Source organism: Pedobacter endophyticus (assembly GCF_015679185.1).
Classification (GTDB): domain Bacteria; phylum Bacteroidota; class Bacteroidia; order Sphingobacteriales; family Sphingobacteriaceae; genus Pedobacter; species Pedobacter endophyticus.
Window position 1 is genome coordinate 2,726,089 of record NZ_CP064939.1, and the last position, 19,941, is coordinate 2,746,029.

General features: G+C 41.2%; 18 protein-coding genes. 11 read left to right on the forward strand and 7 right to left on the reverse strand.

The window, feature by feature from the left end; genetic code table 11:
• Positions 1–290: 290 nt before the first annotated feature.
• Entirely contained in the window at positions 291–974 is a 684-nt protein-coding gene (locus IZT61_RS11015; protein WP_196096961.1) for a class I SAM-dependent methyltransferase, read from the reverse strand.
• A 142-nt stretch (positions 975–1,116) separates the two neighbouring features.
• Here IZT61_RS11015 and IZT61_RS11020 point away from each other — a divergent pair, with 142 nt between their 5' ends.
• The 6 genes from IZT61_RS11020 to IZT61_RS11045 are packed head-to-tail and all read left to right on the forward strand — an operon-like array spanning position 1,117 to position 5,647.
• Positions 1,117–1,494 (forward strand): BlaI/MecI/CopY family transcriptional regulator, encoded by a 378-nt coding sequence (locus tag IZT61_RS11020; RefSeq protein ID WP_196096962.1) that lies wholly within the window; start codon positions 1,117–1,119, stop codon positions 1,492–1,494.
• Entirely contained in the window at positions 1,491–3,215 is a 1,725-nt protein-coding gene (locus IZT61_RS11025; protein ID WP_196096963.1) for a M56 family metallopeptidase, read from the forward strand. The genes IZT61_RS11020 and IZT61_RS11025 overlap by 4 nt, the downstream gene beginning before the upstream one ends.
• 10 nt (positions 3,216–3,225) lie before the next feature.
• Positions 3,226–3,855 (forward strand): TonB-dependent receptor plug domain-containing protein, encoded by a 630-nt coding sequence (locus tag IZT61_RS11030; protein ID WP_196096964.1) that lies wholly within the window; start codon positions 3,226–3,228, stop codon positions 3,853–3,855.
• Between the two features lie 53 nt (positions 3,856–3,908).
• Positions 3,909–4,535, forward strand: coding sequence for a thiamine phosphate synthase (locus IZT61_RS11035; protein ID WP_196096965.1), 627 nt, complete (start codon positions 3,909–3,911; stop codon positions 4,533–4,535).
• A 60-nt stretch (positions 4,536–4,595) separates the two neighbouring features.
• Entirely contained in the window at positions 4,596–5,156 is a 561-nt protein-coding gene (locus tag IZT61_RS11040) for a thiamine pyrophosphokinase (RefSeq protein WP_196096966.1), read from the forward strand.
• On the forward strand, positions 5,153–5,647 hold the full coding sequence (locus IZT61_RS11045; RefSeq protein ID WP_196096967.1) for a GNAT family N-acetyltransferase: 495 nt from the start codon (positions 5,153–5,155) through the stop codon (positions 5,645–5,647). The genes IZT61_RS11040 and IZT61_RS11045 overlap by 4 nt, the downstream gene beginning before the upstream one ends.
• A 440-nt stretch (positions 5,648–6,087) precedes the next feature.
• Here IZT61_RS11045 and IZT61_RS11050 read toward each other — a convergent pair whose 3' ends face one another.
• Positions 6,088–7,767: a dipeptidyl-peptidase 3 family protein gene (locus tag IZT61_RS11050; RefSeq protein WP_196096968.1), complete on the reverse strand. Its 1,680-nt coding sequence runs from the start codon at positions 7,765–7,767 to the stop codon at positions 6,088–6,090.
• Positions 7,768–7,879: 112 nt separating this feature from the next.
• On the opposite strand from IZT61_RS11050, the gene IZT61_RS11055 reads away from it, so the two are divergent.
• Both IZT61_RS11055 and IZT61_RS11060 read left to right on the forward strand, forming a co-directional pair.
• The gene (locus IZT61_RS11055) at positions 7,880–8,716 is read left to right on the forward strand and encodes an N-acetylmuramoyl-L-alanine amidase (protein WP_196096969.1); all 837 of its coding nucleotides are present in this window, start codon (positions 7,880–7,882) and stop codon (positions 8,714–8,716) included.
• Positions 8,717–8,886: 170 nt separating this feature from the next.
• Positions 8,887–9,279: an energy transducer TonB gene (locus tag IZT61_RS11060; RefSeq protein WP_196096970.1), complete on the forward strand. Its 393-nt coding sequence runs from the start codon at positions 8,887–8,889 to the stop codon at positions 9,277–9,279.
• A gap of 356 nt (positions 9,280–9,635) precedes the next feature.
• On the opposite strand, the gene IZT61_RS11065 is transcribed toward IZT61_RS11060, so the two are convergent.
• The 3 genes from IZT61_RS11065 to IZT61_RS11075 all read right to left on the reverse strand — a co-directional run bounded on the left by IZT61_RS11065 (position 9,636) and on the right by IZT61_RS11075 (position 11,634).
• Positions 9,636–9,821 (reverse strand): hypothetical protein, encoded by a 186-nt coding sequence (locus tag IZT61_RS11065; protein ID WP_196096971.1) that lies wholly within the window; start codon positions 9,819–9,821, stop codon positions 9,636–9,638.
• Between the two features lie 41 nt (positions 9,822–9,862).
• Complete coding sequence (locus IZT61_RS11070) at positions 9,863–10,960, reverse strand: CapA family protein (protein ID WP_196096972.1); 1,098 nt, start codon at positions 10,958–10,960, stop codon at positions 9,863–9,865.
• A 116-nt stretch (positions 10,961–11,076) separates the two neighbouring features.
• Positions 11,077–11,634, reverse strand: a complete 558-nt coding sequence (locus IZT61_RS11075) for a C40 family peptidase (protein WP_196096973.1) — start codon at positions 11,632–11,634, stop codon at positions 11,077–11,079.
• Between the two features lie 702 nt (positions 11,635–12,336).
• Between IZT61_RS11075 and pdhA the strand changes: the two genes are divergently transcribed.
• Both pdhA and IZT61_RS11085 read left to right on the forward strand, forming a co-directional pair.
• Positions 12,337–13,332 (forward strand): pyruvate dehydrogenase (acetyl-transferring) E1 component subunit alpha, encoded by a 996-nt coding sequence (gene pdhA, locus IZT61_RS11080; protein ID WP_196096974.1) that lies wholly within the window; start codon positions 12,337–12,339, stop codon positions 13,330–13,332.
• Between the two features lie 30 nt (positions 13,333–13,362).
• Complete coding sequence (locus IZT61_RS11085) at positions 13,363–15,033, forward strand: pyruvate dehydrogenase complex dihydrolipoamide acetyltransferase (protein WP_196096975.1); 1,671 nt, start codon at positions 13,363–13,365, stop codon at positions 15,031–15,033.
• 1,417 nt (positions 15,034–16,450) lie between these two features.
• On the opposite strand, the gene IZT61_RS11090 is transcribed toward IZT61_RS11085, so the two are convergent.
• Positions 16,451–17,650, reverse strand: coding sequence for a DUF1501 domain-containing protein (locus IZT61_RS11090; protein ID WP_196096976.1), 1,200 nt, complete (start codon positions 17,648–17,650; stop codon positions 16,451–16,453).
• 88 nt (positions 17,651–17,738) lie between these two features.
• The gene (locus IZT61_RS11095; RefSeq protein WP_196096977.1) at positions 17,739–19,181 is read right to left on the reverse strand and encodes a DUF1800 domain-containing protein; all 1,443 of its coding nucleotides are present in this window, start codon (positions 19,179–19,181) and stop codon (positions 17,739–17,741) included.
• Positions 19,182–19,254: 73 nt separating this feature from the next.
• Between IZT61_RS11095 and aat the strand changes: the two genes are divergently transcribed.
• Complete coding sequence (aat, locus tag IZT61_RS11100; RefSeq protein WP_196096978.1) at positions 19,255–19,884, forward strand: leucyl/phenylalanyl-tRNA--protein transferase; 630 nt, start codon at positions 19,255–19,257, stop codon at positions 19,882–19,884.
• Positions 19,885–19,941 lie beyond the last annotated feature (57 nt).

Here is a 19,941-nt window from a genome sequence, read left to right on the forward strand (position 1 = left end):
CCCTGCCCGTTCGGTAAGGCGGGCGTACAAAGTCATTTAGTTAAGCCTGCTCGGCGTCAGTCTGAGCTTTTCGACTTCGCTCAAGATAAACTCAGTCGAAGACCTTTTTTATTAGATAAAACCATTAACATCCGCCCTTCGACTCCGCTCAGGGTGACAATGTTCTATAATTTTATCCTTAACTAAATGACATTGGGCGGGCGTGATTTCTGGGCTTCTGTGGCTAATTGATTGTTAGAAAGCTTAACTTTATAAGCGATTTAACTTGAATCTGGGCATCGTCGGCAGTGCTAATTTAGTGTCAACCTCACCAAATACTGATCTTCGCCATCATCAAATATAACTTCGCAGTTCCAGCCAGTTTCTTGGGCAACGACTTTAATGGTTTCTTCATCAACATAAACCCAGTTAAACCACTTGCCTTTTTCGCCTTGGTACTCATACTGATAAGACACCTCGCCGTAATATTGATTTTGAGGCTTCGGCATATCTTCATATAAATAAGCAATATCAGATGAATCGAAAATCAGCTGCCCGCCCGGATTAAGTAGGTTTTTAACTGCGATTAAAAAATGTTTAAAGCCTGCCAACGTTCCGGTAAGCCCAATGCCATTCATCAGCATTAAAACGGTGTCAAATTTATCCTGATAAGAAAAAACATTTTTTAAAAACGCTTTTTTAACCCCTCTATCCTTCATAATTTCAACAGCGGCCTCAGAAATATCGATCGCCGTAACATCAATATTAAAAGCCTGAAGAAGCAAGGCATGGCTTCCTACCCCGGCACCCACATCCAGCACTTTACCGCTGCACATTTTTAGCGCCTGCAACTCCAGTACAGGCATATCTTCATCATCGCGAAAGAAAAATTCAAGCGGCATTTCCTCAGGTTCGCCGTAAGAATTATGTAACCAAAGCGTGTCGGCCTCACCTTTGTTGTATATATCGCTAAGCGCTTTGCCAAAAACATCCATGAAAGCAAAGATAATCAGTAAAATTAAATGCCCAAACGATAATAAATGTGTTAAATCGTCGAAATTATTTGGAGAACTAACCCATTAGTTTTAACTTTAAGGAAGGCGACACGTTTTGCCTCACCCTTATTGTAAAATTATTATGGAAATTAAAGATTTGACCAAAGCCGAAGAACAGATTATGCAGGTGATGTGGCAATTGGAAAAAGCATTTGTGAAAGAAGTAATTGACGAACTTCCTTTACCAAAACCGGCGTACAACACTGTTTCAACTATTATTCGGATTTTAGAAACCAAAGGCTTTATCGGCCACGAGCCTTTCGGAAAGGCCCATCAGTATTACCCCCTAATTAGTAAAGAAGAATATAAGCGGCACGCAACGGAAAAACTTCTGGGCAACTATTTCGAAAATTCGGTAGAAAGCATGTTTTCTTTCTTTGTTAAGGAAGAAAAACTCGACTTAAGTGATGTTGATGAGATATTAAAAATGATTAATAAAATTAAACATAAGCCCAAATGAGTTTTGCCCACTACCTGTTACAAGTAAACTTATACCTTGTAGTTTTTTATGGCTTTTATAAATTGTTGTTGGATCGGGAGACTTATTTTACCCTGAACCGCTTCTATTTGATTGGCGCAGGTGTTTTATCGTTGTGCATACCCTTCATTCGCTTAGAATGGTTAACACAGCAAAAAGCCGCCCAACAGGTTTATACCTCCATCAACTGGGAGGCCGTATTGCAACAGGCTACCATTGTAACTGAAACAAACACCGGCCTTAACTGGGCAAATGTGTTTGTGTATTTATATTGTGCAGGTATTTTGTTTTTTCTGGTTAGGTTAGTGGTGAACTTGTTTTTGGTTAAAAAGCTCATCAGAAACGCCAGAAGTGGATCGGCATTTTCGTTTTTCTTTAACAAAGTTGTTGATAAGAACTTACCACAAATGAATGTAATTAATATTCATGAAGAGGCGCACATTAAGCAATTGCACAGCTTAGATATTCTTTTTTTTGAGCTTTTGGGCATCATTACCTGGCTTAACCCGATCATTTACCTCTATAAAAGATCCATCAAAAACATTCACGAATTTTTGGCTGATGAATTTGCAGCAGAATATCAGGGCGATAAGGCAGAATATGCACTATTGATCTTAAGTCAATCTTTCGGAATCTCGCCAAATGCTTTAACCAATGGCTTTTTCGATAAGTCGTTGATCAAAAAACGGATCTTTATGCTTCAAAAAGAGCGCTCGAAAAGAATTGCTGTAATCAAGTATGGCATTTCGATCCCCTTGTTTGCCGTTTTGATCGTATTTTCGTCAGCTACCGTAAGGAAAAGTGAAAAACTAATCTCCTTAACTGATCAAATACCTTTAGATCAATCTTTTGAAATGGTGCAACAGATGGTAACCGAGGAAGCCAACGAAGAAATTTCGCCCAAAGAACCACCCACCTTCGAAAAAGTGGTTGAAGTAAATTTAACACCCAAATCGAGTCAGAATACCTCGCCAAAACCGGGCGAAGTAAATAAGCTCGGTAAGTTAATTGCACAACCGCTTGCCCAGGAAAAAAAGCCTCAACCAGAAACAGTTAGGATCGAAGAATCGAAAGTTTATGATTTCGTTTCTTTAGATAAGCAACCCGAGTTTCCCGGCGGGATCAGAAAATTTTACGAATACCTGAGCCGATCGATAAGATATCCGCAAGCTGCGCAAGAAAATAATTTGCAGGGCAAGGTGTTTTTAAGTTTTATTGTTGAAAAAAGCGGCGATCTCTCCGACATAAAAATTACGCGAGGCCTCGGAAACGGCATGGACGAAGAGGCAGTACGCGTACTGACGAACAGTCCCAAATGGATTCCTGGAATGAGCGATGGGAAAACCGTTCGGGTAAAGTACAATATTAATGTAAACTTCACCTTAACCGACGACAGCGATGAGGCACCCAAGGCTGTTCAGCGCCCTACATCGTTAAAACTTACCGACGGAAACTTCGCCGGTGTGGTTGTTGTTGACGGTGTAAGAATGACCGAAAACAGTTTATTAGCCACCATCGACCCAAACAGCATCAAATCTATCGAGGTTTTGAAAAGTCAAAATGCTGTTAGTTTATACGGATTTAAAGCAAAAGCGGGGGCTATTCTGATTACCACCAAAAGTGGAAATATATTTAGAAGACCGAATACCACAGAACAGGCACTAACCAAGCCATCGTATTTCGGCCTTCAACAAGCGTATTAAAAACACAATTATGAAAAAAATAATATCATTAGCAATCGTTTTAATATCGGCATCGAGCGCCTTTGGCCAGATCACTGATGGCGCAAAAAGCAATGGCATTGCCTTTCGTGGCTTTCCACCAGTCACTCAGGAACCTTTGGTTGTTATAGATGGCAATAAACAATTGGCCCGGGGACAGCGCTCTTTGGATCAAATCGACAACAACAGCATTTCAGCCGTAAACGTTTGGAAAGATAGTGCCGCTGTCAAAAAATATGGCTTAGATGGCGCTAACGGCGTTATTGAAATTACAACGAAAGACGGTTTTACTAAATCTCTAAAGAAAAAAGACTTTTTGGGCAGCTCAACCACCTTAATGTTCAACACGCCCGAGCCAAACAAACGGCCGAAACTGCCGTTAAATACCGAACCAGCTAAGCTGCGCAATTTATTGTTTAAAGACACTGATCCGAAAGCAAAACCACTTTATGTTATTGATGGAAAGGAAGTAACTGAAATTGAGGGCTTAAATCCCGACTCCATTCAATCGGTTGATGTTTTAAAAGGAGCTAACGCAACGTCACAATACAGCGAAAAAGCACGGAACGGCGTGATTATTATTACCACCAAAAAAGCCAAAACGCAGGCAGAGAATGAGTAAAAAAACCGAAAACAAACCTATTTTTTCGCAATGATGTTGCTGGCAAATCTGTTATGAAATATATTGAGAAACTTCAGTACATTACCAACGACCATCCCAGTTTAAGCCACGTTGAACAAGTACAGCTGGCCTGCGAAGCTGGGGCGAAGTGGGTTCAATACCGTTGCATGAGCAAATCGGACGAGGCGCTGTTAACAGACATTAACGCTATTGCCGAAATTTGCGATGACTGGGGAACTACGCTAATCGTAGCTGAACATGTTCAGTTTGTGGGTAAAGCCGACATTCAGGGGTTCCATATTGAACAGGACAATGCCGATTTTACTGCGCTACGCAAATTGGTGGGAAACGACATTACGCTTGGCGGTTTTGCAAACAGTTTTAGCGATATAATCAGGGCTGCAAGCGATGGAGCTGATTATGTTACCTTCGGTCCCTTCTCTGCTACGATAGCAAATGATGTTAAGCCATTAGCGCTCGACGCGTACCAAAACGCAGTGACCAAACTGCGTGAGTTGAATGTACAGTTGCCCGTTTTGGCTGTGGGCGCAATTACGCTTGCCGATGTGGCCCCTTTGATGGAAACTGGAATTTATGGCGTTGCAGTTTCGGAAGCAATCAACCTTTCCGATGATTTTATTGAGGCCTACCAGGATTTTTACGATGCGGTAAAGGGTTAAAAATATCGCTTGTATAATTCTATACACCTGCCTTTTGATTCTATTTTTTATCTTCGCAATATGTCATCACATCACATTGTAAAGGAAAAGCAAGAACCAGCGCTCTATATTGACGATTTTGGAAATTTTGATGAGGAATTTTTAGGCCAGCTTTTAGAATGGAGTCCCACGCTGTTGGTAAATAGCGAAAGCTACGACAAAATTATTTCACTTGGTTTAAAAGTTGACGTTTTGGTAAATGGAAACAACCAGGACGTTCAGGAAGACACCAAAGTTATACAGGGGCCAGTTGACGCTTTAATGGTGGCGATTAATTACCTGTTCGAAGAAAAATATCCGGCCGTAAACATCATCACACGAAAATTCGATTTAGAAAAGTTTGCTGGATTTGAAGATAAGATCAATTTGGTTGTTTTCACCGAAAGGGCCAAACATTACCCCATAAAATCGGGTTTTTCTGTTTGGAAACCAGCCAAAAGCGAGTTCCTGATTCATGGAAACAGGTATCTGGAAGTAACCAACTTAATGCAGACGGAAGAAGAAATTTTTGAAGTAGTTAAAGATGGCTTCGTAGAGTTTACGTTTTCAGGACAACCCATTTTTATCAGCGAACCGATATGATTACGCTTAGAAAAGCCAAAGAAGAAGATATAACAATTATCAGAGAAATTGCCGAGCATACGTGGCCAGCCACTTATCTTGATATCATCGGGCAACAGCAGATTGATTATATGCTCGATAAAATGTACAGCAAGGCCGAAATGCTGAAACAGTTTTTACAGGGACACATTTTTTTGATTGCAGAAGAAGGTGAAAATCAATTTGGTTTTGCGGGCTATTCAATCATCGATCACGAACAACGCATTTACAAGCTGCACAAGCTATATGTATTGCCAACGGCGCATGGAAAAGGCGTCGGAAAAATTTTGATGAATGAAGTTTTTAATCTTGTAAAAGATGCCGGCGGCAGTGCATTAGAACTCAACGTAAATAAACGCAATAGCGCCAAGGATTTTTATGCCAAAGCTGGTTTCACCATTAAAGAATCGGTAAAAATCGACATCGGAAATGGCTTCTTCATGGACGATTATATTATGGAATACAAGTTTTAATTAACGACGAAAATAATTTTTGCTGTCATCTTCGGAGATTAATTTTAGAAAAACAGAGGAGTTGGGGTGTCGCTGTCATCCTGAGTTTTAATTTATTGCATAAAAATAAATATGGCATGACGTTAAAGGCTGAAAGAATCTTATGCATTCTGGTTAACCGCCTCGTCACCCTGAATTTATTTCAGGGCCTTTATAGCAAGAAAGATGCTGAAATAAATCCGATAGCTATCGGATCAGCAGGACGACCGTTCATGTAGAAGCTTATAAAACAGCAGGTTGCCAAAAACGTCAATGGTAGTATAACGTCCGCCTGACCAGACGGGCAGGAATGCCCCAGCGAAGAAATGCAAGACGCCAAAACCAATTGCCCAAAAAAGAGAAAGCGAGTGGGTAAGGGTAGGCCTCTGTCATGAGTGGCTTGTACCGCCGTTTTACTTCCTTTACTTCACGCCCAAAACGTCAACCCCTTGCTCAAACACCACATCAACCGGAATATTCTTTTTGGTTAACCGATCCAAATCCTGTTGGAGCTCCGCAGATACTACGGCATTTTCTTTTTGCGCCTTTTCAACGGCAGCTTTATCGCCATTTCCTTGCAAAGTAATGATGAATGCACTTAACTCATTCATAGCCGTTGCAAACTTCTCGAAGTTTACTTTATAGGTGCCTTTCGAAGTGCGTTCAAAAGCCCCTTTTTCTTCAAAATAATTAAAGCATTGCATATTTGCCTTGCCATGAGCTTCGGAAACGCCAAAACGAACCGAACGTAAAATACCTGCCATAAAAGTGGTATAATAATCTTTGATGTCTCCCTTCAACTCTCCTTTGGCCAACAAGCCCGTAACCATATAAAGTCCAAGCACATCGGCCTTACCCTCTTCTAACCAACTGTATTGCTCTTTCAGCGCTGCACGCACGTAGCCTTTGCCGTTAATGGTTTTTTTAATGCCTAAGCCGTGCGCCACCTCATGAAACATCACATTGGCAAAAAAGGCATCGAACTTGATGTATTTTTGCTGATCGGCATCAATCAGTTCCTTCGCTATTGGCACAAGAATTTTATCGAATTTAGCCTGCATGGCGTTCTTTAACTGCGATCTGCGTGTCCCCTTTTCCTGTTGAATCTTCTCGTCGTTAGGCAGGTTTACCGCTATCGTTTTCGACCCCGCATTGCAATCTCCCGCATAGTAAACCACATCGTAAGCATTTAACTCAGAATCTGTTCCAGGTGTTTCCGTTTTGTATTTAGCAGCAACAGGCAGGTTCTTCTGCAATTCGGGAAGCATTTTCACATACTTCGCCAAACGTTTGCTCCATTCCTTATCCTTAATAAGCACATACGCTTCGTAGCTGGTTCGTGCGTTAAAAAGCTTATCCTCATAGTTCTCAATCGGGCCAATAATAATATCAAGTCCATTGGTTTTCATATCCAGCCAGGCGTAATCACTTGCGGTAAAGTTATCCGTAACCAGGGCATCGGCCCTCAAGTTCAAATATTTTTTCAAGCCGGCATCTTCTGCAATTAGCGCGGCCTGTTTTAGCAAAGAGCTGGCTCTTTGAAGTTCTGCAGCAAATAAAACATGGTAAGGCACGGTAGTAAGTTTGCCGGTAGTATCTCTTTGAATTACCGAATAGGCACCGAATTTATCAGCCAGGTCAGACTTTTCGATTTCTTCCTTTGTAATTCCGTAAGGATAGAAAGAGGCTCCTTCCGGTTTGGCGCCAACGCCGGCAACAAAGGGTTTATCGTTATTTAATCTATCCCAGGGTCCATAATTAATATTCAGAAAATCGCGGGTTTTTTCATCCTTTATTGTAGCCATCAGGCTGTCTCGTTGCGGGTAAGCTTGCTTCCAGTACAGCTCATCCATAATTTCTGCTGCCTGAATTAAAAGGGGAAGAATTTTTCGATCGTTAACGCTTAACTGATTTAAGTTGGTTGTTAATTTTACCCTTTCGTAAATGGGTAAACGTTGCGCAACATAATCGTTTAAACTATCTCTTTGGATCACTACAACATTGTTTGCCTCGTTTTTGCCGCTGTTTGTACAGGCAGAGAATACGCCTATCCACAAAGCTATCGCGTGCAATAATGCTGCTGATTTGTATAAATTATTCATAATTAATGGATGTTGCCGCTAAATTAGCAAAATTTAAAAGCTTTGTATAAAGTTTGATGCATTGGATAAAGTTTAACATAACTTTGTAACTTCAACAATCAACAAATCGAACATGCTAACTTTTAATTTTTCCCGGTACTCACCAGTTTTTGTAATTACTTCAATCATATTTTTATCTGCCTGCAGCTCGAGCAAGTATGCCGCCACAGAGAAAATTTATAAGGAAAAGGCCAAAGATTTCTCAAAAATTATTAGCAGCACACCGCCTCCGGGGCAGCTTTACGATTCATTAGGTGCAACAAATCAAGAATGGATTGGTTCTGTAAATTTTGGAATACGGAAGCCCAACTTCGTGGTGATACACCATACGGCGCAGGATAGCCTGGCGCAAACCATAAAAACATTTTTTTCTACACGTGCCGGCGTTAGTGCGCATTATGTAATTGGTCGCGATGGCAAGGTAGTGCACATGGTTAACGATTACCTGAGGGCCAACCACGCAGGGCTGGCTAAATGGGGCAAAGATACCGACCTGAATTCATCATCAATCGGGATAGAATTAGACAACAATGGCTTAACCGATCCGTGGCCTGATGCCCAGATTAATAGCTTGATTAAGTTGTTGGCAACCCTTAAAAAAACCTATAACATTCCGACAGGAAATTTTATTGGCCATGCCGATATTGCACCACGCCGCAAAAACGACCCGAAAAATTTCCCCTGGAAAAAGCTGGCCGAGGCTGGTTTCGGATATTGGTATGATAACATTTTAAAAAACCCGCCAACTGATTTCAACACAGAAATGGCCTTAAAATATATTGGTTACGATACCAGCAATTTGCCAGCAGCAATTACGGCATTCAAAATCCACTTTATACAAACAGATATAACACCGAAATTAACTCCGGTTGATATTTTGGTGCTGTACAATGTGTATCAGAAGTATTAGTAAGGCTATGCCAAAGCACGATTTGGATAAAAAGCGTCCCATTTACAACCAATATGTTTTCAAAAACAGTTAAAATATTAGCATAACTAAGTATTTAGTTGTAACTTTAATTATGGTGTCGGTTTAACCGCATCATAAGAATAATCAGTGAAAACTTAATATTTAAAAACATGAGAAAACTAATGATTTTAGCCCTTTTGGGCGCAGCCATGTTCATTAATTCGGCAAAAGGCCAAAGTAACAAGGTAGTCGATTTTACTTCAGTTGATGTACAGCCCGCTTTTCCCGGCGGAATTTCAAATTTTATGAACTATTTGGGTAAGGAAATTAAATATCCCAATGTAGCCAAAAAAAACCATGTGCAAGGAAAGGTGCATTTAAGCTTCATTGTTGAAAAAAGTGGAGAACTGAAAGACATTAAGGTTATTAAAGGCCTTACGACAGAAACCAATGCCGAAGCCATTAGAGTACTAAAAAGTTCACCTAAATGGAATCCTGGGTTAGTAAAAGGAAAACCGGTAAGGGTAAAGTACCATCTTCCCATTAATTTCAAACTAAGCTAAAATGCCCAATTCGGCTTTTTTAAAGAGGCTGTATCACCGGGCAAAAGGAGGTTTAACGCAGATCCGATAGCTATCGCATTTAATTTGGCGCCTTAAACCTCTCCCTTTTAATGGCGGCGGTTTTTGCCCTGTCTGTACATCCCTTCCGAAGAAGTCGGAAGGGAAAGCAAAGGCATTGCTTTTAACCCAAACGTTAATAGGGAGAGGTTATGAAAAGTCTTGTGAATCCATAGCTATCGCATTTAATTTGGCAGGGAAATTTATGCCAAAGGCATCCCTTTGTACCATAGGCATCCCTTTGGGAGGAAAATTCAAGCTTGATACAGCCTCTTCATTCTTTATTACCCATAGCTTAGTTAGCGTTGCTTCCGCTTGTGCTTTATAATTTGATATTGACTAAAGGCAACAAGGCACCCTGCCAAAATGATAATGCCTGCCGACAGCAGATTCTTCGGGTTTTGATTGATGTAATAAGCGGCGGCTAACACCAAAATTGCCGCTGCAATGCCGATAATATAATGAATGATTAGTCCCTTTTTCATGTGCAAAGATTTAGAAATAAATTAGCATTGGCAAAGTGAGATCAATCTTTTAACGTTATTCTGTTATTCTCAAACTGGAGTTGATGGCCGATAAAATCTACATCGGTAAGCTGTTTCATGCGTATAAAAGCCCGGTTGGCATCATCGATCGTTAAGCCGTTAATTTTATCTTGCTTAACAGAAACAACATCGGCGACGATAAAATCGCCGTTCGAGTTGAGTTTTAACTGCAACAATGGAGCAATGCCATTATTTCCTTTTAAGCTGAACATGCCGTAAGTGCAAAAATTGCCCAAACTGTAAGCAATAAACTTATTCTTATACACCTCAACAGCCCGGGTTACATGTGGGCCATGGCCCAGAACTACATCCGCACCGGCATCGATAACAGCATGGGCAAACGCATAAACATTGCCTCTGTTCTCTTTGTAAAAAATTTCATTTGTTCTCGGTACGTGTTCAAATCTGGCGCCTTCGCCGCCGCCATGAAATGATACAATTACAATATCTGCTTGCGCTTTCAATCGCGATACCAGCGCTTTGGCGCTGTCTATCTTGTTAATGGATACCGTGTTCTCATTTGGTGCGAAAGCGCAAAACGCATATTTTACACTGTCTTTTTCGAATAGCTCAAAAGGCTTGTTCAGTTGGCCGGCGTAATGAATTTGTAAAGAATCTAACAACCGTGCAGTATTTTTGCGGCCTTTTGCGTTGAAATCACCCACGTGATTATTAGCGATGCTTAAAACGTTAAATCCGGCTTTTTTATAAATATCTGCATAGCGCTCGGGCATTCTAAAGGCATAACAGTTGTTTGGGTTAATTCCCTTGCATTTATCAGAATTGCCGGTGTTTAAAAAGCAACCCTCTAAATTTCCGAAAACAATGTCGCCTTTTAGCAGGCTATCTACCGCTTTAAAACTGTTTACCGCATCATCCGGAGGCAGGTTTGCTTTTGTTGGATAGGCCGAGCCGAGCATAATATCGCCTACGGCAGTAATCGCGATTGTGTCTTTTATCTTTTTTAATGTGGTATCTGACTTCGCAACGGGCACAATTACCTGGGCGGTATTGCTTGTACACCTCACAAAAATAACTATAGTAAAAAGTGATAAAATTAGGGAACTGATAAATTTCATGTTTTACAATTATCGGTATGCGTAAAAGTATTTTGTATAAAAAAATCCTCCAAAATTTCTTCGGGAGGATTATGTCTATTCAATCTAAAATCGTAAATCTTCGATTGTAAATTGTCTTACTCTACTGTAAATTCCTTTTTAAACGATTCTAACACGCGGCCGCCTTTGTAAAAGTAACGGCTGTAATACGGTTCATTCAGGTTGCTGATCACTACACCGCGAGAACTTGACGCATGGGCAAATCTGTTATCACCCAGATAAATACCAACATGAGAAATGCTTCTGCTTTTAATCTTAAAGAAAACTAAATCGCCTTCTTTCAAATCTTCTTTAGATAAAGGATCTACCATGCTGAAAATATCGCGAGAATTTCTTCTGATGGTAGTGTTGAAAACTTTGTCGTAAATTGCTTTCGTAAAAGCAGAACAGTCAATACCTCTTTTGGTGTTTCCTCCGTAGCTGTAAGGAGTTCCGATCCACTCGTAAATAAACTTATAAAGTTTTAAGTTCGAAGTTGCATCTACTGCAACACCCATCACCTGCGAAAAATATTGAGACGCTAAGTTGTCGGGATCGTTTAATTCTTTACTAGATTCTTTCGTTTTTGTTTGCGCAAATGCGACTGAGAACGTGCAGATAGCGATTAGAGTTGAAAACAAAAATTTTTTAATCATGTTATACATTATGTTTGGGTATTCACTTACACAGTAACGTAAAGCACCTGGGCTTATTGTCGGCTGCCAAAAGTATCAATAATACAAATGTTATCCAAATGTAAATTGTTAAAAAGCCAAAGTTATTAACATTTTAACGATTTCGGCTTGTTAGTAAACGGCAATTGAACCATAAAATTGCGTAGAAAAGTAAGTTTATGCACCTCATCGGGATCGAAAGCCCGCCACCCGCTTTACTTCCTTCAATTGAAAAATTGCCGTCGCGCTTGCTGCAGTCTGGTTTATCTTACTTAGGCTAACCTGATGATGCAAAGCCCGACAGCCGCAATTATACTTTTTTGGCGCAGCGACCAAAGATGTTGAAGAAATTTACAAAAAAGATCATGCAAATGGCGGGGCTAACTTTAACCAAATAGCACTGCAATTGCCTTTCTGATAAAAAATCGATAAATTACGACTAAATAAGGTTTGGCAAAATTAAATTCCACATTAAATTGAATAAGGAATTTGATAAATCGCGAAGCTTAAGGTCTGTAAAATCGGTACTTTAGGCTAAGTGGAAATAATGATGCAGTTTGGAATGTAAAACAATGACTAAATCGTACATTTAAATCAATTTGCATGATGTTTTTACATTAGATAGTGCCAAAAATTGCAATAAAAAAATTAGATTTGCTGTCGCAAAAAAACAAATACCATAAAATGAGTGCAGTAGAAATAAATAAAGACACTTGGTTGAAGTGGTTCGAATCGATGTTGCTGATGCGCAAATTCGAAGAGAAAACCGGCCAGTTATACGGACAACAAAAAATTCGTGGCTTTTGTCATTTATACATTGGACAAGAGGCTGTAGTTGCAGGTGCAATATCTGCGATGCAAAAAGGCGATTCGATGATTACTACTTACCGTGATCATGCTCATGCTTTGGCTTTAGGTGTTAGTGCCGACAGCATTATGGCAGAAATGTATGGTAAGGCCACAGGATGCTCGAAAGGTAAAGGTGGTTCGATGCACATGTTTAGCAAAGAACATAATTTTTATGGTGGCCACGCCATTGTTGGAGGTCAGATTCCGCTAGGTGCTGGTGTTGCTTTTGCAGAAAAATATAAAGGAACGGATAATGTTAATATTTGTTACATGGGCGATGGCGCTGTACGCCAGGGTGCATTAAACGAAACTTTTAACATGGCCATGCTTTGGAAGTTGCCTGTTGTTTTTGTTTGCGAAAACAATGGCTACGCAATGGGTACTTCGGTACAACGTACAACAAACATGACTGATATTTATAAAATCGGATTAGGTTTCGACATGCCATGTGCTCCGGTTGATGGTATGGACCCGGTTGCGGTGCATAATGCAATGGATGAAGCTATTCAGCGTGCCCGTAAGGGTGAAGGACCTACTTTCTTAGAAATGAGAACGTATCGTTACCGCGGCCACTCAATGTCTGACCCTGCAAAATATCGTACCAAAGAAGAGTTGGAAGATTATAAAGCAAAAGATCCGGTTGAGCATGCCAGAGAAACTATTTTGAAAGAAAAGTATGCTGACGAGGCTTGGATTGAGGAAGTAGAAGCGAAAGTTAAAGCTACTGTAGATCACGCTGTGAAATTTGCAGAAGAATCTCCATGGCCAGAAGCATCTGAGTTGTATAAAGATGTTTATATGACGGAGAACTACCCTTATATAATGGACTAATATTTTTAAGATTTCAATTAATTAGATATAATGGCTGATGTAATTAAAATGCCCAAAATGAGCGACACCATGACCGAAGGGGTATTGGCGAAGTGGCATAAAAAAGTGGGCGATAAAGTGAAAAGCGGCGATGTTTTGGCAGAAGTAGAAACTGACAAGGCAACAATGGATATGGAATCTTATTGGGATGGTACACTTTTATACGTTGGCGTAGAAGAAGGTCAGGCTGTTCCGGTTGATGCTGTTATGGCCGTTATTGGTAAAGAAGGCGAAGACTACAAAGCTGCGCTAGAGGCTGAAAGTGGAGCTGAAAGCGAAAAGCCGAAAGCTGAAAGCACTGATGCGCCTAAGGCTGAAGATAAAAAAGAAGAGGCTGCACCTGCTCAGGGCGGCGGCTTAAGCGAAGAAGAACTGGCAGAAAAAGGCGTTACGGTAATTCGTATGCCTCTATTAAGCGATACCATGACTGAAGGCGTTATTGCTGAATGGCATAAAAAAGTTGGCGACAAGGTTAAGGATGATGATGTTTTAGCTGACGTAGAAACCGATAAGGCGACTATGGAGGTGATGGGCTACGCAACGGGTACTTTGTTACACATTGGTGTAGAAAAAGGAGAAGCTGCGAAGGTTAATGGAATTATCGCTATTGTTGGACCTGAAGGAACCGATGTTAGCGGAATTTTAGCCGGAGGAGCTCAGAGCTCAACGCCGAAAGCGGAAAGCGAAGAAAAAACTGAAAGCAAAGAAGAAGCGCCGAAAGCTGTTGCTGAATCGAACGCAAATGCTCCTGTTGCAGAGAATTCTGCTGACGGCCGCGTGAAAGCATCGCCTTTGGCCAAGAAAATTGCGAAGGAAAAAGGAATCGATTTATCACAAGTTGCAGGTAGTGCCGAAGGTGGTCGTATCATTAAAAAAGATATTGAGAACTTTAAGCCAGCTGCACAAGCTGAAAGCGGAAAGACCAAAGCTGAAAGCGCAACAACTGCTGCAGCTCCGGTTATCCCTACTTTTGTGGGTGAGGTTAAATACACTGAGCAGCCTGTTTCGCAAATGCGTAAGGTTATCGCAAAACGTTTGGCTGAAAGCTTATTTACGGCTCCACATTTCTATTTAACCGTGAGCATTGATATGGATAATGCAATGGCTGCCCGTACGGCAATTAACGCTGTTGCTCCGGTTAAGGTATCATTTAACGATATCGTGATTAAAGCGGTTGCCGTTGCATTGAAGAAACACCCGGCTGTTAATTCATCATGGGGTGGCGATAAAATCCGTTTCAACGAGCACACCAACATCGGTGTGGCTATGGCTGTTGAAGATGGTTTGTTGGTGCCTGTTGTTCGTTTTGCCGATGGCAAATCGTTATCGCACATTTCTGCAGAGGTGAAAGACTTTGGTGGAAAAGCAAAAGCTAAAAAATTACAACCGGCAGATTGGGAAGGTTCTACCTTCACGGTTTCTAACCTGGGTATGTTTGGTATTGACGAGTTTACATCGATTATCAACTCACCTGATGGTGCAATTTTATCGGTTGGTGCTATTCAACAAGTGCCAGTTGTTAAAAACGGAGCTGTAGTTCCCGGTAATGTAATGAAACTAACACTTGGTTGCGATCACCGTGTGGTTGATGGCGCTACCGGCGCACAATTTTTACAAACATTAAAAGGTTTGCTAGAAGAGCCGATCAGGTTGTTAGCCTAATTAATACTGGCAGTTACAAACTGATAAACATAATAAAAGCCATTCTGTAAAAGGAATGGCTTTTTGTTTGTAAGTTGGGTTCAAAAAATAAACTTCTGCCTTCGGCTCCGTTACCATTGACGTTTTATTACTTTGGGTTTAACGTACTGTCTCATTGTCCCTCTTTGGAGACCTGTTCCGACCTTATTCGGAAGGGTTGCACATACGAAAAACACAGGAATCCATACAAAGGGAGAGGATTTTTGGAAATCATCCCCTCCCAAAGGGATGCCTTTGGCACTGCCCCCTTCAAAGGGGGACGCATGGCGCAGATAGCAACGAACAAATTGCAAACGTCACTCCTATTGATTTTATTCCAATAAATACCCCTACCATTGACGTTAAAAAAATCGTTATTTCGACCGAAGTGCTCCGTAGGAGTTCCTTTGGAGGAGAAATCTTTGAACTTTGCATGAAAGATTTAGCTTCGCTGAGCACTTCGTGGTTCTCGGCTGCCTGCCCGTCTGGTCAGGCGGGCTCAAAAGACGACCTCTCTTAGGAACATTGTTCTGAAAAACGACGTTACTTATATTGATTTTTTTCCTGAAAAATTTAAACTACCATTGACGTAGTTTTGCAGCCCGTTGTTTTATAAGCTTTTACATGAAAGGTCGTCATCCTCAGCTTGACTGGGGATCTTAATGCTAAGACTTTAAGATTCCCGCCTGCGCGGGAATGACGGCCGCCTAAAAAATTTAAACTACCATTGACGTTTTTGACAACCTGCTGTTTATAAGCTTTTACATGAACGGTCGTCATCCTCAGCTTGACTGGGGATCTTAATGCTAAGACTTTAAGATTAACGCCTGCGCGGGAATGACGACCGCCTAAAAAATTTAAACTACCATTAACGTAGTTTTGCAGCCCGTTGTTTTATAAGCTTCTATACGAACGGTCGTCATCCTCAGCTTGACTGGGGATCTTAATGCTAAGGCTTTAAGATTCCCGCCTGCGCGGGAATGACGGCCGCCTAAAAAATTTAAACTACCATTGACGTTTTTGGCAACCTGCTGATTTATAAGCTTTTACATGAAAGGTCGTCATCCTCAGCTTGACTGGGGATCTTAATGCTAAGGCTTTAAGATTCCCGCCTGCGCGGGAATGACGGCCGCCTAAAAAATTTAAACTACCATTGACGTTTTTGGCAACCTGCTGTTTTATAATCTTTTACATGAATGGTCGTCATCCTCAGCTTGTACCGATAGCTATCGGTAGGGGATCTTAATGCTAAGGCTTTAAGATTCCCGCCTGCGCGGGATCCGATAGCTATCGGATGACGACCGCCTTAAAAACGTCACTCCTATTGATTTTATTCCAATAATTACCCCTCAGGATGACAATGTTTAATTCGCCACTTAATGGCGGTAGAAGTCGGCGGTTAAATAAAATCGAGCGTATTAAATCGCTTATTTAAAATATCCGCATTGTTTACATCAAGCCACTTATCCAAAATGGTTCCGTAAACCTGCCTAAAATCCAACTGATATTTTAAATCGCCTGTATCTAAGTCGCTTAAATTGGGTGCGCTATTAAATATACCTTGCTTTTTCAGCTTGCCCCCAAAAATTAACATATTGTTGGCCGTTCCATGGTCGGTGCCGTTGCTTGCATTTTGCTCAACCCTGCGGCCAAATTCGCTAAAGGTAACTACCAATGTATCATCGAGCTTATTATTCCTTTTTAAATCCTTCAAAAAAGCCGCCATGCCTTCGCTGTATTGCTTAAGCAGGTTGCCATGCTGGTTAACCTGGTTAACGTGCGTATCAAAGCCGCTTAAAGAAACGTAATAAACACGCGTTTTCAATCCTGATGAGATGAACTTCGACACTGTTTTTAGTTGATTGGCAAAGCCCGAAACGGGATATGCGGAGCTAGATTGATAGATTTTTGACGTATTTTGAATGTAGCTGGCCGACGATTGTGTCTCGATCATCGTTTTGTACAGATAGCCCAGGTTGTCTTCATCCAAATGTTCTTTATCGCTTTTTAACATCGCCTTAAAAAATGGATCGTTCGTATTCCGATACAATGCAGCGGGGTCTTTTAAGGCAATTCCCTTTTTGCTCTGACCTTTTAAGGCTAGCGACAATGAATCATCAACTTCGATGGCGGTATACGGATACTTACAGGTTTGGCACTTGCTATCGAGGTAGCGGCCAATCCAACCTGTAGATAAAAACTGGTTGCTATCGCTACCCGTTTGCCAGATATCCATTGAACGGAAGTGAGACCGATCGGGATTTGGGTAACCCACATCGTTTATTATCGTCATCCAACCCTGATCGTAAATTTCCTGCAGCGCCTTCATATTTGGGTTGAGCCCTTGCATATCGTTCAGTCTGATCACCTCTTCGGGCTTAATGGCAATGTTTTTGCGCTTTTGATAGTAAATATCATTACCGTAAGGGATAACGGTGTTTAAGCCATCGTTGCCTCCGGAAAGCTGAACTACAACCAGATTTTTGTACAAGCTAAGCTCGTCGAGCGCCATGGCCTCCAGCGGTTTCATAAAAGCCGGAACAAATAGCGATCCTGCCGCTACAAAGCCCGTATTTCTTAAAAAATTTCTTCTGTTCATAACTAAATGTTCATTGGTTCACGAGTTCAATTGTTTACTGGTTAGCACAATGCAAACCAGTGAAGCAATGACTAATGAACCAATTTGTTTAACAAAGTTGATATTCGGGCATGCTTGTAATTTCTATGGCTGTGCTTCTTAAACCCTTGTTATCACTAACCATGTCGGTAATTTTCTGATTTAATTTTGGCTGGAGCAAGAACGACGTAAGTTCAAGCGGCGTTAAATGTTTGGGAAACGTTTCTAAAAATTTCGGCCAGTCTGCATTGGCATCTACATACGATTTGCGTTTCTGGTTTGAGTTGGCATTTGTGGTGGCTGTTCTGCTCAGGGCAATTACGGCTTCATCTTCGGGGTCGGCTTTACCGCTGAAATCTATCTCTCCATCGTTCAAAACCAGTGATGGGATTCGCATCCTCAACATTAGCGATGAACTGTCTATCCAGCTTTGGCCACCAGGCCAGCCGGCAACATTGGGCGGGTTAAATAAATACTGGCCTAAACTGCTTTGCAGCTGTATTAAAACCTGTGGCCTGTTGTAAGTAACAAAAAATTCGCGGCTTAACCCCACCAAAAACTCGGTTGGCGATTTTATTTTTGTACCTACATTTTCATTGTCATAAAACCAATCTGATGTAAAAAGATGTTTCATCATGGTGGCGATATCATATTTCGAATTGTAAAAACTCGATGCCAGTTCCTTTACATGTGCCTCATTTGGCGTGTCATTTACAAAGAACCGATAAATTTTTGTGGCGATAAATTCAGCTGTCTCCGGTTTCTCAAGAATGATGTCGATGATGTTCTCTCCCTGAAAGTTTCCAATCTTGCCGAAAAACTCCTTTGTTCCACCATCGTGCAGGTTTTTTCTAAAAATAAACGAGCCGTCTTTATCGTACATCCATCCCGTAAAAGAGCGGGCCGATTCTTTAATATCATGTTCCGTATAATTTCCCCTGCCAAGCGTAAAAAGCTCCATTAACTCGCGGGCGAAGTTCTCATTTGGTCGTCCCTTCCTATTCTGCTGATTATTTAAATATTGCAACATGGCCGGCGATTGCGACACTTCTACCAACAAAGTTTTAAAACTACCGAGGCCATGCGCCCGTTGAATATTGTTTAGTTGTTGAGCAAAAAATGGAATCCTGCTTCTGCACGCGAAATGGCCATGCCAAAAAAGGGTCATCTTTTCCCTTAGTGGGGCATTGGTGTTGATCATTTTGGTGACAAATGCAATGTTCAAATCGCGACCTACGTCATTTTGTTCGCGAATAATCTGTTGCCGCATTTTTTTCTCGTCCTCGCTAAGATCTTTTTTTCCGTACAAGCCTGCTTGAGCCAACAGTTGGCGTTTCGACTCGAGGTCGTTTACGAGATTGATCGGGTCATCATTTTCTGATTCCTTGATGAGCACATCAACAACTTTATCGATGTTTTTTTTGCTCAACTTTTCCAGATCAGAATAGGATATGCCAAAGCCTGCCCTGCTGTACAGGTGCTTTACCTTAACGAAATTAGCTTTTGTGCTCATAACGACGATTTAACTGTATGACATTATTTGAACGTTAGGGTTTAATCGTTATTTTCTTTCTTATTTTCGTGCCATGTTTTTTCAGTTGCTTGATGATGATTATGGATTCCCGGATCCCGCACTTGCGGAAAACGATGGGCTGTTGGCGATTGGTGGCGATTTGAGTATGGAAAGGCTGCTCACAGCATACTCAAACGGCATTTTTCCATGGTTTAGCGAAGGAGATCCTATTCTTTGGTATTCGCCGCATGAACGGTGTGTAATTTATCCTGAAAAAATCAAAATCAGTAAAAGCATGAAGAAGCTTTTGGCTAACGGAAGCTTTAAAATTAGTGTAAATACGGCTTTTGAACAAGTGATTGTTAGTTGCGCTACAACGCCCAGAAAAGATCAGAACGGCACCTGGATAACGAACGAAATGCAAAGTGCTTACATCAACTTACACCAAAACGGTTATGCGCACAGCGTGGAGGTTTATCTAAACGAAAAATTAGTTGGTGGACTTTATGGCGTAAAAATAAATGGGGTATTCTGTGGCGAAAGCATGTTTAGTAAGGTGAGCAATGCATCAAAAGCAGCCCTGATTTATTTAAGCCAGTTAAATGTTGAATTAATAGATTGCCAGCTACCTAACGAACATTTGATGAGCATGGGCGCAGAAATGATAGACAGAGAAGTATACCTGCAAATTTTAAGAGGCTAGCGCTTGCTGAGCCAAGGCTAAATGTTGTTATTGCATGGTGGATTCGTCGCTCAGCGA

Bases quoted from the DNA above. Each gene is read 5' to 3' on its own strand.
- IZT61_RS11015 (WP_196096961.1), bottom strand. From the start codon at position 974: ATGGATGTTTTTGGCAAAGCGCTTAGCGATATATACAACAAAGGTGAG.
- IZT61_RS11020 (WP_196096962.1), top strand. From the start codon at position 1,117: ATGGAAATTAAAGATTTGACCAAAGCCGAAGAACAGATTATGCAGGTG.
- IZT61_RS11025 (WP_196096963.1), top strand. From the start codon at position 1,491: ATGAGTTTTGCCCACTACCTGTTACAAGTAAACTTATACCTTGTAGTT.
- IZT61_RS11030 (WP_196096964.1), top strand. From the start codon at position 3,226: ATGAAAAAAATAATATCATTAGCAATCGTTTTAATATCGGCATCGAGC.
- IZT61_RS11035 (WP_196096965.1), top strand. From the start codon at position 3,909: ATGAAATATATTGAGAAACTTCAGTACATTACCAACGACCATCCCAGT.
- IZT61_RS11040 (WP_196096966.1), top strand. From the start codon at position 4,596: ATGTCATCACATCACATTGTAAAGGAAAAGCAAGAACCAGCGCTCTAT.
- IZT61_RS11045 (WP_196096967.1), top strand. From the start codon at position 5,153: ATGATTACGCTTAGAAAAGCCAAAGAAGAAGATATAACAATTATCAGA.
- IZT61_RS11050 (WP_196096968.1), bottom strand. From the start codon at position 7,767: ATGAATAATTTATACAAATCAGCAGCATTATTGCACGCGATAGCTTTG.
- IZT61_RS11055 (WP_196096969.1), top strand. From the start codon at position 7,880: ATGCTAACTTTTAATTTTTCCCGGTACTCACCAGTTTTTGTAATTACT.
- IZT61_RS11060 (WP_196096970.1), top strand. From the start codon at position 8,887: ATGAGAAAACTAATGATTTTAGCCCTTTTGGGCGCAGCCATGTTCATT.
- IZT61_RS11065 (WP_196096971.1), bottom strand. From the start codon at position 9,821: ATGAAAAAGGGACTAATCATTCATTATATTATCGGCATTGCAGCGGCA.
- IZT61_RS11070 (WP_196096972.1), bottom strand. From the start codon at position 10,960: ATGAAATTTATCAGTTCCCTAATTTTATCACTTTTTACTATAGTTATT.
- IZT61_RS11075 (WP_196096973.1), bottom strand. From the start codon at position 11,634: ATGATTAAAAAATTTTTGTTTTCAACTCTAATCGCTATCTGCACGTTC.
- pdhA (WP_196096974.1), top strand. From the start codon at position 12,337: ATGAGTGCAGTAGAAATAAATAAAGACACTTGGTTGAAGTGGTTCGAA.
- IZT61_RS11085 (WP_196096975.1), top strand. From the start codon at position 13,363: ATGGCTGATGTAATTAAAATGCCCAAAATGAGCGACACCATGACCGAA.
- IZT61_RS11090 (WP_196096976.1), bottom strand. From the start codon at position 17,650: ATGAACAGAAGAAATTTTTTAAGAAATACGGGCTTTGTAGCGGCAGGA.
- IZT61_RS11095 (WP_196096977.1), bottom strand. From the start codon at position 19,181: ATGAGCACAAAAGCTAATTTCGTTAAGGTAAAGCACCTGTACAGCAGG.
- aat (WP_196096978.1), top strand. From the start codon at position 19,255: ATGTTTTTTCAGTTGCTTGATGATGATTATGGATTCCCGGATCCCGCA.